The following is a 15,026-nucleotide window of genomic DNA, read 5'->3' as shown; positions in this document are numbered from 1 at the left end:
AGAACAAATAGAGTAAATTCTATAAATAGTATACTACTTTGGAATAGATTCCGATTTCAGAATACCCACCGACGTGGATCCTCTGTATGGGGTAAGTGAGAAAGTTCGTACCTACTCCGCCCCGGAATCGACGACAGCCCCGTTAAGTCTCTTCCAAACAGTATCGAACGGAGGTAGATTATCGGTCAGGTCGGGGAGCGTTGTTTCCCACTGCCGCCGAATATCCTCCCGCTGATCCACCGGGAGACCCATCGTGAGATCAACGTCAAGGTCATCGTGGTTGCACTTCGCTTTGAAAGCAGGAACGACAGCGTCAAACTCAATATCAACAGATTCGCTCTCCAAGAGCTGATAGAGGTCATAGTAGTCTCTAGCGGCACCACGCTGGAAGATCGCTCGGAGCTTCTCCGCGAAGATCTCTTCGACACTATACGCCTGTAGTTCAAATTCTGGAATATCCTCGTAGGAGTGCGTATGAGAGACTGGATCAAACGCAACGTATTCGTCGACCATCACGTCGAGACTGGTCGTATTGAGGTGGTCGAGCACTGCTCGATACTGGATACGTATGTCGACGTAATGTGTCGGATAGTGTTGCTGTCGAGACTCGTGGTGCTCGCGGATCGTGAACTCGATCCCGGAGCGCTCGGTCACCTTGTTGAGAATATCACGGAGGGCGTCTTCTGATCCTCGATACTGCCCTTCAACGCCGAAATCGAGATCCTCAGAGAACCGCCACGATTGAGGGAAGTACAGTTTGCTCAGTGCGGTCCCGCCTTTGAACAGGAGGTTCTCACCGTAGGTGCTTGTGAAGATCCCCCAGAGAATCCAGGAATTGACGTAGTTCTTCTCAGCGTAGCCCTGGCGGACACCTAACTCACGGGCAAGAACCCGAAGACGATTCTGACTGATCATCAGCGTCAGGACTCCATCGGACCGATCATGGCCGGGTCGACGTTGATCCGAAGGCGATACGCGCTGTCGTAAGGGCCCTGCTCGCTCCGCGTTGGATCGAGCAGCGAGTAGCCGCTCGTAAACGCCTCGACGAGTGTCTCACGCTCCGGGAGGTCGATGGGCAGCTGGTCGGCGAGGTAGACAATCCGCTTGGTTGCTGCCCCGTTGTCGAGCCGCTGGAGGTACTCACCGACGGTCGCCCACGAACATCCCCGCTCGTTCGCAGCGATCATCGCTTTCGCGAGTTCGTGGAGACCACCACAGTACTCTGGGTGGTCGGCACAGTCAACGAGCGTCTTCTCCAAGTCAGCTACGTTCACGGCTGTTCCCTCGATGGAGGTCGGCTCATAGCCGAAGAACTTCCGCTCAGTGACCGTCGTGACGCGATAGGGCACATCGTGAATCTCGCGACTCCGGGCCCGCGTCGGGGTGACAACGTACACAGTCCGTGGAACTTGCTCAGTGAGTCCGTGATGGCTGAGTGCGCTGTAGTAGCCGATGTACATCGGCTCGGCAACGTGCGACGCGATCAGATACTCATGGGTCGTGTAGACGGGTGTCTCACCGGCAGCGAGCGGAATGATGAGATACGTCCCGGGAAGGAGCCGGTCCAGCCACCCCTTCTCGGTAAGACGAGAAGCGGTCTCACGGGCAGTATTGGATGCAACCCCGAGTGTACCGGCGATATCATCGATCGAGATGATCTGGCGACCCGCTGCGGCGAGTCGCGAAAGGAGTTGGCTCTCACGAGTCGAAAGCCCCTGCCGTTTAGTTTGTGTCTTTTGTGTGGCGCTCATAACTGCATTTTCTACGTAGAATATAACACTCAGCAGGTTTCAACGTTGCGGTTTACCCCTATTGGGACAATAGCAGCCGCGCTCTATTCTGCCTCTACGGACCGCTCTGTAGAGATATCTGCGTCAGAAAAGAGAGACAGGAGTGGCTGATTAGCGATTGTCTTACCAAACATTTTAACGCCATTCCCCTTAGATCGTTTGGTAAGAATGGAACGACCCCAGGCGCCCAACTCGGTCCCGAAGTATGTCCACGAGGGGATCGACCGGCAGGACACCGACACGCTCGAAGATATCATCGCCTACTGTGAAGCGCGAATCGAGTGGCTGACCCGTGAGATTGACGACGAGCGGTTCGCCGATGATGGCGAAGAGGTGGTGGATGCCGAGGCAGACTCGAAAGGGACGATCGTTACGAAGAAGGTACCTTGCGGGAAGAACTGCGGCGGCTGTCCGCATGGGCCGTACCAATATCGTGTGATGCGACAGGGGGAGAAGCTCAAGTGGGAGTACCTCGGAAAGCCAGAGAGTTGAAACCAGCTGCACAGACGCACACCTCCTTTTCAGTAATCCTGGAAACGACCCACCTCGACGGTATTTTATGTTGGTGGGGTCTAAGCCGATATCACCAGCAACAGTTCTTGGCTCGCATGTAGGTCAACAATACCCTCAGCGTCACCGAGATACTGGTTAGGCCCCATCGATACGTAGTCCATCTTGCTTCGGGCACCCCTCTATCGATGTGTTCGCAGGGACGGTTCGGTTCCAGTGCTGACGAAAGGCTCGATTATTATATCTACGGTAGAGTTCATCCATCAAGTGAGTCAATAGATCGACGGCACAGATGAAGACTACACCGCCTTTTTTGTTGTACGGATAAGGCGAGCCGAGTGCCTCGTGACTTGATCCCAAGACGGTTTACTCACAGAGACACCCCTCTATCGATGTGTTCGATGTCTCGAGGGGGAGGGGTCCATTAGGCTGAATCTGTTTCTCCAAAGCGGCACTCAAGGCTATGAAAAGCGTACTATTGTACGATAGAGCCCGTAATACGATCTCGGAGAAGGACTCCATGGATCCAATATGCTGCTGACTTCGTCTTCTTCTTCTAGCTTTCTAGAACGAACACTCACACACCCCTTTATCGATGTGTTCGATGTGTTTCGGCTAGTGTGGATCCAAACGTCATTTTGAAGTGCCAACTTTCTCGCCTTCCAATCTCGTAGTTCGCCTTCACTGGCCGTTTCACGCTCTCCTATGGCTATTCCCTTGATTTTCCTCATACCCTCTTCTCTGAGGTAGTCATAGCACCAGCTACGGGGAAGGTAGAACACATCGATAGAGGGGTGTCTGTGTCCCGTGGTTTCGCTCTAACACATCGTTAGACGTCTTCGCGATCTCCCGGACAATGAAGATAGAACAATGATGGACGGACGAATTGCTGGCTCGTCCTCCTAATCACACATCGATGGGGGTGGGGAACATTTTTGTCGCGTCCCTGTATAGTCGCCGACATGGTTACCGAGGACTCTGATGGACCGAGCGAAGACGCGAAATCATCGGGAAACGAGTCTTCGACTAGGTCTGACTCGTCCTCGGCTTCGACTCCCCCCGATCGGAACCAAGCGCATGAGTCGACGGCAACCGACAACGATGAAACGGTACCGTCACTCGAAGCTGAATCCAGCGGTGAAGCGCAGTCGATCGAACAGATGTTACTAGAGTTCGACGAGCAAAACCGTCTCATTCGCGATCGCTCACTTCTCGATCCGACTCATGTCGTCGAAGAAGATCGGATCGTTGGTCGTGACGAACAGCTCCAAGAGGTCACGAAGATGCTGCGTGTCGCACTCGGCGACAATCGTCCACCGAATCTGTTTCTCTACGGTCCCTCTGGAACTGGAAAGTCGCTAATCACCAAAGCCGTCTGCAACAACATCAACCGAATTTGTGAATCCCGGGACATTCGATTCGGCACTATCGAGGTAAATTGCCAAGATCTAGACACACTTGGAGTTGCCGTTTACGAACTCGCGAGTCGCGCGGCGGATAAAGCCGGTGTCGAGGTTGAAGTTCCTAAATACGGTGTCGCGACGAAGGAGAAATGGGACGAACTCTATCGTATTATCAATGAAAACTTCGACTCAGCGGTGTTCGTCCTTGATGAGCTCGATATGCTCGTCGGTCGGCGTGATAAAAAAGAACCGGCGTTTTCTCGACTGCTTTACCAGCTTTCGCGTGCTGGAGCGAACGACGAACTCACTGCCCATATCTCCGTCGTCGCGATCTCGAACGATACGAAAATGATGGAGTCTGTCGGGAGTCGAGCATTGAGCTCGTTTACTCCTGAGGACGTCCATTTCGACGATTATGACGCTAACCAGCTCCAAGCGATTCTCCGACGTCGTAAGGATGCGTTCTTTGACGATGTCATCGATGAAGATGTGATACCGCTGGCTGCCGCCTTCGCAGCACAAACGCACGGGGATGCTCGCAAAGCGATCGATCTCATTCGAGTTGCCGGCGAACTCGCCGAACGCGAAGGTGATGACCGTATTTGCGAAGAACACGTCCGCGAGGCACAGGACAAGGTCGAGAAGAACCGGGTTCTTGAAGTCGTCCGGGGAATCAGCACACAAAAGAAGCTCTGTCTCTATGCGACTGCCGCTGTTGCTGCCGAAACGGCTGACGGATCTGCGCGCAGTACGACCGGCTACCGAGTGTACCAGTTCCTTACCGATTCTCTCGATACAGACCAATACCACCAGGAGACCTACGTCAATAAGATGAAGGAGTTGACGACGTATTCGCTCGTCGAATTCGAACGTCGTAGCCACGGTCCCAGCTCAGGAATGTTCCTGGAATTCCGCTTCGCCGAATATCCCGAAACAATCCTCGAGACCCTCCGGGAGGACTCTCGTCTCGATATGGTAGGTCACGAGGAAGTCAAAAATGTTGTCAGGGCACAGCTACGTAACCAGAGATAGAATGGATATACCTTTCTTAAATTTTGACTGGTGTCATCTCTCCGTCAGACGCACGTCACACCCCTCTATCGATGTGTTCGGAATGAGATCTTCCTGTTTCTACCCACCCCTCTATCGAAGTGTTCCATGTGCCTATCACAGGAGTCCACATACTCTCGTATCGATGGGCGTTCCGATTTAAATAATAAATTGAATAATCAGCGGCGGACTGTCTCAGAAGCCGCCAACAATTCGTCGACGAATGCAGCGAGAAGTGAGTTTGGATCACATGTTGGGCTATTCGGTGGTTCCTTCCAGAGTTCGACGTTGATCTCTCTCGCGGTTGGTATCTGTCCCTCCGTGGCGATAATCATGAGAATTGCCTGCTGATAGATCACGACTATCCGGTGTTTGTCGACCTCAAGATGTTCGATTCCTGTCGCCGCAAGTGCGATATGGAGATCTGTTGACTCCGGTAACGTACAGTGTTGCACCGGATCATCCTGGGCCGTCATAGCAGATTGTACCATCCATCAGTACAAATATGCCTGGGCGTCGTAACGCCCTTTGATCTGAGACTACTATCGTTATCCGTCAGAGCCCCCCTACAAATCCCCTAGCAACCGAGCTTGCGCCAGAACCAACTCTGCGTGCTTCTCTGCCCATTCGTCGCCCTTCCTCTCCGCTACACCGTCGATAATCGCCTGCTCCTTTGACGTCCAGCTCTCGTTGCTCATGCGTTCTCGTCTCTGCATCTGGCCTTCGCTGTATTCACTGCTACCCCGACTTCTCGCGGAAAGCGAGAGCAGTAACAGATGCTGGTTTGTTAGGACATCCAAAGAATAGGTATTCCTCGAAGCCATCTGGCTTCCAAATGAAAATATGGCCGTCCACTGTTCGGGACATCCAGAGGCTGCCAGTCGTTGTAGTCGTTAGTTACACAGCAGCGGTCATTTTCCTGCTACTGGGCGTAGCAATCGTCTACTCATGGCTGACGGGCCAAATTGATGTGCAGACTGCTTCTGCCGCTGGTACCCTGCTGTTGGCTTTCGTGACAGTTGCCAGTGTGCTTCTCAACTACCGCCAAACACGAATTACCGAAGCAGACCTTCTCTTTCGGAGGCGACCGAGGGTGTCAATCCGGTTTGATGATGCGGAGTCGAGTGATGACAGAGCGGCAGAATGGCTCGTGATTGAAAATACCGGAGACGTGCCTGTTAGAGTCTCATGGAAGGGAGCACTCGTGTCTGTACCTGCTCAGCACTACGGCAGTATATTAGATACGAATACCTCGGTTACAGGGCTTGACAGCCGTGTCCTCTTGGACGAGTTTACTAGTGACGAGCAGTCGTTGTTGGAACCAGGCGACCCCATCAAATTGAGCGGCTCGTTTATTGACGCTGAACTTGAGCAAGAGAACGTACCGCTAAGTCCTCCAGTCAGAGTAGAACACGACGGAAAAACAGAGGTGATTGACGTCCGTGACTACTGGCTCCGAATCGACGCCGAAATCGAATCAGTGTACAACGAGGCAGACCTGCGGACAGAGTATCGATTGTTTAGGATTCAGAGAGGCGAGATTCGAAGTTCACGCCGAGTAACGTTTGCCTCTGCTCGGAGTGAGAGACAACGTCTACTGGCTACGAGGCAAGAGTCTCTGTAGGAATCTTTCTAATCGCACTAAGACGGGTGCGTAGGCCGAGACGCCCTGTCAACCGAGTCGGCGCTTGTCCTTGTGCCGGCGGCGCATGGCTTCGACGAGCGTCTCGCCGACCGTCTCGGCGGCGCGCCGCCGTGAAACTTACATCGGCCAGAGTGGTTCGGCGTCCCCCATCCTGCCGCTGGCAGGGCTCTTCTGTCGACTTTGCTATAGCTCCACAGGCGTTATGCTCATGTGCTATGGGGTTTGTTTTCTCGTTAGGGTCTGGCGCTCTCGGGAGTCGTTCAGGGGGTTAAATGTTCAGAGAGACGACCGGGGGTCTCTCGCCGGCTCATGAGGTTCTGTTTTCTCGACGACGTCGGAGGAGATCAGCGGCGAGCGTCCTACGCGTTCGCCGGTCTATTCCGTCGGGTTTGCTGGTCCCTTGTACGCGGATTTCACCTGCTCGCCCTCACGCCACTGCCAATAGTGGTAGTCATTCCCGTTGATATGCTTCGTGACGACCGACGCCTTCGACGGGACGTCCTCGGGCCGGCCGTCGAGCTTGTCGCGCTCAGCGTCAGCCTCGGCGTCCTCGATGCTGTCCGTCTCCTCGCCGGCGTTCGCTTCGGCGGCGGCGTCCTCGGCGGCGATCGCGGTCCTCAGCGCCCAGGCGGCGGCGTCGCGTAGTACCGTCGGGTCATCGGCGTACGAATCGAGCGCGGTCGCGAGGTCGGTTGGTAATGCTGCGCCGTAGCCGCGCAGTTCCGGCGGGAGCTCGTCGTCGGACATGACGGATCAGACTTAACCAACACGGTGAGCGATATAACCCTATCTGTAGGTTAAGGAGGAGAGCGTCGGTCGCCGCGGCGTTTGACGCTGTCCTCGCATTATTTCGCTCTCGCCGGTGAAAATGGGCGTGAGGACGCTGCTCCGCAAAAACGCTGACCCCCCGAACCACAACCTCGGAGGATGATATTGATGCGTGACTTATTTGCAGTGTAATAGGGGGTGGACCGGCTGATCGGTGGATCTGCTTATATACTATTCACACTAACGTGCCACCCATCTCATCGTTCGCTCTACTCACTGACCCTCGTGTAGATTTGGTCCTGATCGTGCTCCCACTCTATCCCATCGTCTGAGCGTTCAACCGTCCCCTCGATCGTGTCGTCATCGTGGAACGTGCCCGTAAAGCGTTGTGAGAACCCCGGTGCGTCCCTCCACAGTTTCCAGACGTCATCGCTCAGACTCATCTGGTACACGCGGAAGACGTCGCGTGAATCGGCATAGAGCATCGTGAACTGCTCGCTCGCATCGTCCAACCCGATGATCGAGACTGAAGAGCGCGGCGCGTTCTCCACCCATTCGGTGGGCGCGTCCGAAAGATCCCCCACCTCCGATCGTTGAACGAGGAAGGCTCTGTCCTCGAGCCACTCGAACGTAACACGTCCACCCCTGATCGATTGCCCGTCCAGCGGCACCTCCAGTTCCCATTCCCCAACGAACCGGTCGAGCCGGTCGAGGATCGGATTTCGATCCGGCGTTCGGTCTGTCGCTTCTTCGTCTGCCATAATACGCGGGTAATAGGCGTGCGTTTCACCTAACGATTGTCCTCCGACGGCGCTACAGTGATACCTGCCATATCTGTGTGTAGCAATCCCGATTCACAGTTCTGACTCAAAACGCAGCTTCCAGAACCATCCTCCGAAACACTGCCGAACCAGAGGTTGACTGTTTGGACCGTTTGACAAGTGAAAACCGCTGATGGTGACCTCTACTGAAGCTGAAAGAACGGCTCTGTAGTTTCGGTACACTGCGGTTGATTTCACGGATATCGGACGCTCCGGCGGAGGTTGTAGACGGTAGCTTTGAGAATCATTTCACGGAACTCGAGCCACCAGCTCCGCGCACGCACGGCAGCGCCGAGCGTGCGCTTGATGCTTGAGAAGACGGTTTCGTTCATCGAACGACGGTTGTACCGATCACGATCCATGCGGGCGTTGTGGGCGTGATCGAGTGGATTCATGATCCGGTGCTTGATCAGCGGTCTGATGCCGTTGGCGCGGAGTTCGTCACGGAAGGCTTTCGCATCGTAGCCGCGATCAGCCGCGAGGCTCCGCAGGTCGCCGACGTTCCGTCGGGCGACCTGCGGGCCGATCTTCGCATCGTGTTTCTTCGAGGTGGTCGAGTGGATGTCGGTGATGTACAGCGTTTCGACATCCACGAGCGCGGTGACTTTCAGCGCCCGGACGCGGTAATGCGTGCGGTTGGCGTAGTGACGGCTGGGCTGGTCGCGGTCGAAGCCAGTCGAGTCGATCGCGGCGTGGCCAGTGCGTTCCTCGACCGACGCGTCGAGGAACGCACGCCACGTCTTCGTCGGAATTCGTGCAAACCACGTACGGAGAACGGTGTAATGAGGAAGCCGCGTGAGGCCAATCTCGTCGAGGACGCCGGGCATCTCGCTGAGCAAATCCACCGCGACGCGGTAGGATTTGCCCAGCTCGATGCGAAGCGCATGCAGCGTGAGCATCGCCCATTCGGCGAACCCGCGACCCCCTTCGGGGTCGGCGGGTTCGTCGGGGTTAGCGACAACTGATTTAGCCTTCGCGACCGTAACACGAGTGAAGAGACGGAATTCCGATTCCAAAGCGTTCTGTCTCTTCGCTTTCTACGGCAATAACGCAGTCGCGGCGGCTCTGTCTAGCGAAACTACAGAGCCGAAAGAACAGACCCTAGCCGATCCGGGACGCCAGTGGAGATCGTACTTCTCTAATTCGGAATTACACAGTTTCCAAAGCGGAAAACACGGTGAAAATGAGAACGCAGTCGCTCACCAGCCAAGCTGAACACGGAAAATGAATCGAGATCTAGTCCCCAGGGTCGAACAGGCAGAACGCGACCAGCTCTACAATCTCACCGGCTCGCAGTGGCGGTTTCTCGCCCAAGTCCACATCAACCTCGTCACGGAGGACGAAGTTCGTCAACCGCCAGAGATTGTACATCAACACCCCGATGGTGAAGTACAGGAACCGGACGCGGTAATCCTTCGAGGCAGAGGTCGGCAGGAAGTGTTTCTTGATAGTCTTATACTGGTTCTCTATCTCCCAGCGATCACGGTACTGTGCCGTGAGTCCAATCGCTCGCTCAGGTTCAACCTTGTAGTTAGTCGTGAAAATCGCATACTCATCCCATCCGTCATCCTCGTCCCGTTCCTCGTTCTCAATCGCCGCGTTCTTCGGGACATACATGATGCTCAAGTCGTGTGTTTCCCCGTCAACTGTGAGTGACGCATACTCCACCCGCGCATCGATTACAGAGTGCTGCTTGACCTCTTCGACGTTCTCCTTGTCCTCAGAAGATTGCTTGCGTTTCCCGATGACGTAGTACAGGTCGTGTTTGTTGATTAGGTGCCGGACCTCGTGAGCATCGAATTCCCGGTCAGCGAACACCTTGTTGATGTCTACGTGCTGCTGTGCCTGTTCTAACAGCCGATCCACGATGTCCGCACGGGACGTCCGGTGAACCTCGTTCTCGTCTTCCCACGCACGCACGTCACGCACGGGTTCAATCGCCAGGACAATCGGCGTGTTCTCGGCAACGATGGTGAGCGTGGCGAACTTGTACCCTCGTTCATGGCTCTCCTTGAATCCCGACGCCATGACCGGGTAATCCTCCTTGAGGTACTCCGTCCGAGTCTTCCCAGAACTGGTTTTGAAAGTGACTGGTTGCTCGCCAGGTTCTGCCTCTTCCTGCTTTTGGAATGGTGATGGCCAGAAATTCCACGTCACAATGTCGATTGCAGCGTTGACCGGCTCTCGAATCCCGACTTGTCCGCGGTCATCGTCTGTAATCTCATCCAGAATCCGTTCGACTCCGGTGTGGAAGGCCTGGAGAGTCTCATCACGAATGCGTTGCCAGTCAGGGATGCGACCCCCCTCGACAAATTCATCGAACGTGAGTTGGGAGTCTGGGTCAGCGATCTTCTTCATCGTCCGATTGTGCGACGAACCGTGCGGCACTTCGTCACGGTCGCTGAGACGTGCGAACCGGCGGCGGGGCGTGGTTGCAGCAGCGTTTGCCATGTTCAGGTACGCCTGGCGTTCAAGGTAGGCCTCTAATGCGTACTTCGCGTTGCTCGCACGGTCAGCGGTGAAGGCGGAGAAGCCGAGGTCAGAAGCGAGTCCCACGGCTTCCATGATTTGTTCTTCCTCGATGTCGGTTCCTCGAATATCGTCAGGATCAAGCGCAGGTTCGGTCGTTGTGTCCGTGCGTACGAGGTCGTGGTCAGCACAGATCTTATGAATACGCTTTCCGGCCTTTTTCAGAGTCTTTCGTTCCTTTAGCGAGAACCGCTTCTTTTTCGTGTAGTTGATGAGCTGCTTCGACGGTGGGCGCGGTAATTCGAATCTGACGTAAATGAAGGCCGCACCTTTCAGACGGCGAGCAGTCTCTGCTTCGTCGAATCCGCTGGCGTGCATGTAGAGAAAGGTTTTCACCATCCCTTCGAGCTCGTACTTTGCTTTCTCGGGGTAGTTGTATCCGGTGAACCAGTCGCCTTCGATGTCGAGGTTCGCTATAATCCGGGTGATGTGGTCGTGGATGTGGCAAAGGTCCTCAACCTGCTCCTGGATGGAGTCGAGGATGTCCTGCGTCGGTGGGGTTGAGAACACTGGAGGGGTAGTTCACCTCGGCATCCCGGTGTTGGACCTCCCGTGGGATGAATTCCGGTTGGAGGACGCGCGCGTCGGTGATCATTGATTCGGCGTCGACACAGACTGCTGGGGTAATAAATGGAAGCGTGTAATTTCCGAATTTCCAAAAACGGATTGTTGGAGATCGCTCACCGGGATGAAGCGCGTCAATAACCGTGACCTCGTCACCGGTAGGCTCTGCGTCAAATCTGAAGGTTTTGCAACCAGTCAGTCACTCCGGTGTGGACTTCCTCCCGGCGTTCATCCTTTATAGCGAGATAGATCCCATCTCGCTCCAATCCTCCTCTTGTGGAGAAGCCTTCCAGGACGTCGGCATTCGGACTGCGCTCTGCTACAGTTTGAAAACTACTTCCGACACCATAGCCCCCATTCGTATTGAATGGCACAACCGTTTTTCCGCTTAAATCGTGTTCACTCAGAAAGGTCTTCATCGGTGGCGGCAGTTGCATATCCCACGTCGGGGCACCGAAAAACACGGTGTTATAAGCCCCGATATTCTCCACGTTGCATTTGAGAGGCGGTGTATAGCCGGCTTCGTTTTCTTCGTCTACCTGGGATACGAGCGTGTCGTAATCTACGGGATACGGCTCTGCTGGATGGACCTCGAACAGGTCACCACCCACTTCCTGCTGAATGATTTCAGCTACAGCCTGTGTGTTTTCCGTACGAGAGAAAAACACAATCAATACGCGATTCTCATCCGCAGTTTGGGGAGGGGCATTCTGCTCTTCCGTATCGGAGCGGCCCCAGTGTAAGCATCCCGCGAGTAACCCGCTTCCTGCCAAGACACCTGCCCCGAGCAACGTACGCCGATTTGTTCCATTGGTATCTGCCTCCTCTGAGTTGAGTAGTGTGTTCTTTCTCATGTGAATTTAAGTGAAATCCTGTATTGAGGCGGCTCTAGTTGGCCTGCGACCCGGGGACGGGAGCCCCAGCAATCGGGAGGGGTTCGTATGGCTCTTCGAGGTATTCGAGGTCCGAATCTGACAGATCGATCTCCAGTGCTTCGACAGCTTGTTCGAGATGTTCGACACTCGTGGTGCCAACAATCGGTGCATCAACGGCATCCTGATGGAGTAGCCACGCCAGCGAGAGTTGTGCCATCGTCACACCCTTCTGCGTAGCCAGCTCCTCAACACGCTCATTGACGTCTGGGCCACCGCCCATCCGGTACTCCTCGTGGATCTCGGTCAGCTCCTCACCGCGAGTCGTCGCAGTCATCTCTTCGTGGGGGCGGGTGAGGTACCCCTGGGCAAGCGGACTCCACGGGATGACGCCGATGTCTTCTTTCTTGCAGAAGGGGAAGATCTCGCGTTCCCCCTCGCGGTAGGCGAGGTTGTAGTGGTCCTGCATCGTCACGAATCGGTCAAGGCCCAGGTGCTTGCTGGTGTAGAGCGCCTCGGCGAACTGGTGGGTCCACATCGAGGATGCTCCGATGTATCGCACCGTTCCACGACGGACCGCGTCGTCAAGTGCGCGTAGCGTCTGCTCGATGGGTGTGTCGTAGTCCCACCGGTGGATCTGGTAGAGGTCGATGGTGTCCATCCCCAGCCGATCCAGTGAATTCTCTAATTCCTGTTCGATGGTCTTCCGTGAGAGCCCGGACGCGTTTGGGTGCGGCTCGTCCTCGCCCGAGAAGCGGTTCGTGGGAAAGTAGCATTTCGTGGCGACAACGTGTTCGTCCCGGTCATAGTCATCAAGAACGTCCCCGATTATCTCTTCGGACTCCCCGTTCGAGTACGCATTCGCCGTGTCGAAGAAGTTGATTCCAAGGTCAATCGCGCGTTCGATGATTTCGCGTGATCCCTCCTCGTCAAGTGTCCAGTCGTGAAGGTCGCTCACACCGAAACTCATCCCGCCGAGACAGAGGCGACTGACCTTCATTCCGGTCGAACCAAGGGTCGTGTATTCCATCGTCACTCTCAGTTTGAACAAGGGATGTGAATCGCTTCGGTGTGATGCTAACGTAATACCGCGTTTAAGTGCGCGCGTGACCGTTGCGTACCGCGAACACGTTGGAGTCTGACCCAAGGGGTAGCTCCTGCAATCGGGAATTACGTCTCCCGTTCAGCTTCCCCCAGCTGTTTCACCATTTCAGGATTTCTATGGTCGAAGAACTGGCTTTCGCCTTCGTCCAATTCCGGAATCGTCTCCATTTCCTCCGAGTCGAGTTCGAAGTCGAAGACATCGAAATTCTCGGCGATCCGCTCGTCGTGGACCGACTTCGGAATGGCAACGATCTCACGCTGAATGAGCCATCGAAGCACCACCTGTGCAGCGGATTTGTCGTAGCGGTCTCCAATCGTGGTCAACACGTCGTGGTCGAAGATATTATTCTGGCCTTCGGCGAACGGCCCCCACGACTCGTGTTGAATGTCGTGTTCTTCGAGAAACGCTGCGTTGTCAGTTCGCTGGTAGAATGGATGGGTCTCAATCTGATTCACTGCGGGGACGACATCGTTGTGGACGATGAGGTCCATCACGCGGTCGGGGTGGAAGTTGCTGACCCCGATTGCCCTGATCTGGCCTTCCTCGTAGAGGTCTTCCATAGCCTGCCACGAGCAGTGGATGTCTCCGTAGGGCTGATGAATCAGAAACAGGTCTAGGTAGTCAAGGCCCAGTCGGTCCAGCGACCGCTCGTACGCATCCAACGTGGCTTCGTAGCCAGCGTCCTGAATCCAGAGCTTCGACGTGACGAACACCTCGTCTCGCGGCACGTCGCTCTTTTCGATTGCCCTACCGACCGCCTCCTCGTTCTCATACGACGCCGCAGTATCGATGAGTCGATACCCTGTTTCGAGTGCTTCCGAGACACTTCGTTCGCACTCGTCGAGGTCTTCGATTTGGTACGTGCCAAAACCGAGAATCGGCATCTCCACGCCGTTGTTGAGTTCGACTGATCTCATGGTGGGTCTCTGTCTACCGGATACGAGGGACTACGGTCAGATAGTGACGAGGCTAACTGGAAACCGTGTTTAAGTATTCTCGTGACTGGAGAGCGGAAGAGAGAATCTGGCGCTCACCTCGCCTGAGAAGTCTCGATAGCGAGGGCTGTGAGATGCTGAGTTCCTCGGCAAGTTCCTCGGTCGATGTCTTGCGTGGACTCTCGTAGTAACCACGGGAAAATGCGAGTGTCAACGCCTCGTATTGCCGTTCAGTCAACCCAAACGGGAGAGCGTCGTCCGATGCAGCGGAAGTGGAGGTCATAGAGATGAGATCGAGCGAGATGCCGTAGTTCTCACAGCGGGTCCGAGACTCCATGAACGCATTACGGTCCTTGTACACTTTCTTTTCGTACCACCCGTCCGGTGTGACGATGGTCGGTTCGAGTTTTGCTGCTGCAGAACTGCCCCCGTTGAATACCTGCGAGATTGAGTCGTCAAGTTCTATAGTAAGGTTGTGGATTGTTTGCTCGCCCGCGTAGCCAATCGTTGTCGCCTCTGAAACTTCGTTTAGGGCTTCCAAGTCGGCTTCTGAGACGTTGACTTCGGAATCGATTTTGACGATGAACATCCGGGCGTCCTGTTCGAAACAGAGTCCGTGAACGCACTCAACTTGGTCTGGTGGGAGTCTCTCAGTGATACTGACCAGTGGGAGAGAAGGTGAACTGAGGCAAAACTCAGTCGTAATTGTCATGGGAGTAATTATGCATCGCAGGGAGTTAAGGCTCAGGATTTCTCGAGTATATAAGTAGACTTCTGTGTGATTGGTAAAATCGCACAGAAGTCTAATGGGTTTAAGTTAGAAAGCGGCCGCTTGCCGAATAGTCTTCTGTACTTTCCGAGGGGACTCCCCACATCGAGGTGGGTTCTTACCAGCTGGTTTGGGTGAAACAGCCGCTCAGTAGATGTGCTCTTCAAACTGTGAAATTGCTGTCTCCACATCCCGCCCATCAGTAATGTTGGTAGATTGGTGGTTTGTCAGAAGTCAAACTGCCGACCTCTGGCCGAACCTATCT

General features: G+C 54.9%; 15 protein-coding genes and 1 pseudogene. 3 read left to right on the top strand and 13 right to left on the bottom strand.

All coding sequences use genetic code 11. From position 1 onward, the window contains the following. Positions 1–111 precede the first annotated feature (111 nt). Positions 112–915: a nucleotidyl transferase AbiEii/AbiGii toxin family protein gene (locus NKI68_RS22625; protein WP_254547266.1), complete on the bottom strand. Its 804-nt coding sequence runs from the start codon at positions 913–915 to the stop codon at positions 112–114. A 5-nt stretch (positions 916–920) separates the two neighbouring features. Then, entirely contained in the window at positions 921–1,751 is an 831-nt protein-coding gene (locus NKI68_RS22620) for a type IV toxin-antitoxin system AbiEi family antitoxin domain-containing protein (RefSeq protein ID WP_254547265.1), read from the bottom strand. A 207-nt stretch (positions 1,752–1,958) separates the two neighbouring features. Here NKI68_RS22620 and NKI68_RS22615 point away from each other — a divergent pair, with 207 nt between their 5' ends. Continuing rightward, positions 1,959–2,282 (top strand): DUF6788 family protein, encoded by a 324-nt coding sequence (locus NKI68_RS22615; RefSeq protein WP_254547264.1) that lies wholly within the window; start codon positions 1,959–1,961, stop codon positions 2,280–2,282. 1,178 nt (positions 2,283–3,460) lie between these two features. Then, positions 3,461–4,735, top strand: a complete 1,275-nt coding sequence (locus NKI68_RS22610) for an orc1/cdc6 family replication initiation protein (protein ID WP_438267830.1) — start codon at positions 3,461–3,463, stop codon at positions 4,733–4,735. Between the two features lie 197 nt (positions 4,736–4,932). Here the strand turns inward: NKI68_RS22610 and NKI68_RS22605 are convergent, their stop codons facing one another. After that, positions 4,933–5,229, bottom strand: coding sequence for a hypothetical protein (locus NKI68_RS22605; RefSeq protein ID WP_254547262.1), 297 nt, complete (start codon positions 5,227–5,229; stop codon positions 4,933–4,935). A gap of 90 nt (positions 5,230–5,319) precedes the next feature. Then, complete coding sequence (locus NKI68_RS23660) at positions 5,320–5,451, bottom strand: hypothetical protein (RefSeq protein ID WP_256562730.1); 132 nt, start codon at positions 5,449–5,451, stop codon at positions 5,320–5,322. Between the two features lie 137 nt (positions 5,452–5,588). Here NKI68_RS23660 and NKI68_RS22600 point away from each other — a divergent pair, with 137 nt between their 5' ends. Beyond that, positions 5,589–6,377, top strand: coding sequence for a hypothetical protein (locus NKI68_RS22600; protein WP_254547261.1), 789 nt, complete (start codon positions 5,589–5,591; stop codon positions 6,375–6,377). Between the two features lie 396 nt (positions 6,378–6,773). On the opposite strand, the gene NKI68_RS22595 is transcribed toward NKI68_RS22600, so the two are convergent. The 9 genes and pseudogenes from NKI68_RS22595 to NKI68_RS22555 all read right to left on the bottom strand — a co-directional run bounded on the left by NKI68_RS22595 (position 6,774) and on the right by NKI68_RS22555 (position 14,704). Continuing rightward, positions 6,774–7,145, bottom strand: a complete 372-nt coding sequence (locus NKI68_RS22595) for a hypothetical protein (protein ID WP_254547260.1) — start codon at positions 7,143–7,145, stop codon at positions 6,774–6,776. A 290-nt stretch (positions 7,146–7,435) separates the two neighbouring features. Next, entirely contained in the window at positions 7,436–7,927 is a 492-nt protein-coding gene (locus NKI68_RS22590; protein ID WP_254547259.1) for a hypothetical protein, read from the bottom strand. A gap of 254 nt (positions 7,928–8,181) precedes the next feature. After that, positions 8,182–9,003, bottom strand: coding sequence for an IS5 family transposase (locus NKI68_RS22585; RefSeq protein ID WP_254547258.1), 822 nt, complete (start codon positions 9,001–9,003; stop codon positions 8,182–8,184). Positions 9,004–9,223: 220 nt separating this feature from the next. Beyond that, entirely contained in the window at positions 9,224–11,026 is a 1,803-nt protein-coding gene (locus tag NKI68_RS22580; protein WP_254547257.1) for a transposase, read from the bottom strand. After that, positions 11,001–11,111, bottom strand: a pseudogene (locus NKI68_RS22575) (AAA family ATPase); the annotation flags it as partial. The pseudogene NKI68_RS22575 and the gene NKI68_RS22580, both read right to left, overlap by 26 nt. A 139-nt stretch (positions 11,112–11,250) precedes the next feature. Next, positions 11,251–11,934 carry a flavodoxin gene (locus tag NKI68_RS22570; protein WP_254547256.1) on the bottom strand — a complete coding sequence of 228 codons (684 nt, stop codon included), beginning with the start codon at positions 11,932–11,934 and terminating at the stop codon, positions 11,251–11,253. A 34-nt stretch (positions 11,935–11,968) separates the two neighbouring features. Continuing rightward, positions 11,969–12,982: an aldo/keto reductase gene (locus NKI68_RS22565; protein WP_254547255.1), complete on the bottom strand. Its 1,014-nt coding sequence runs from the start codon at positions 12,980–12,982 to the stop codon at positions 11,969–11,971. A 140-nt stretch (positions 12,983–13,122) separates the two neighbouring features. Beyond that, positions 13,123–13,974, bottom strand: coding sequence for an aldo/keto reductase (locus NKI68_RS22560; protein ID WP_254547254.1), 852 nt, complete (start codon positions 13,972–13,974; stop codon positions 13,123–13,125). Positions 13,975–14,026: 52 nt separating this feature from the next. Beyond that, positions 14,027–14,704 (bottom strand): helix-turn-helix domain-containing protein, encoded by a 678-nt coding sequence (locus tag NKI68_RS22555; RefSeq protein ID WP_254547253.1) that lies wholly within the window; start codon positions 14,702–14,704, stop codon positions 14,027–14,029. Positions 14,705–15,026 lie beyond the last annotated feature (322 nt).

It is taken from the genome of Halomarina pelagica (genome assembly GCF_024228315.1).
In the GTDB taxonomy this organism is placed as follows: domain Archaea; phylum Halobacteriota; class Halobacteria; order Halobacteriales; family Haloarculaceae; genus Halomarina; species Halomarina pelagica.
Note: the sequence above shows the minus strand (reverse complement) of the source record. Positions and strands in the feature narration are given on the sequence as shown.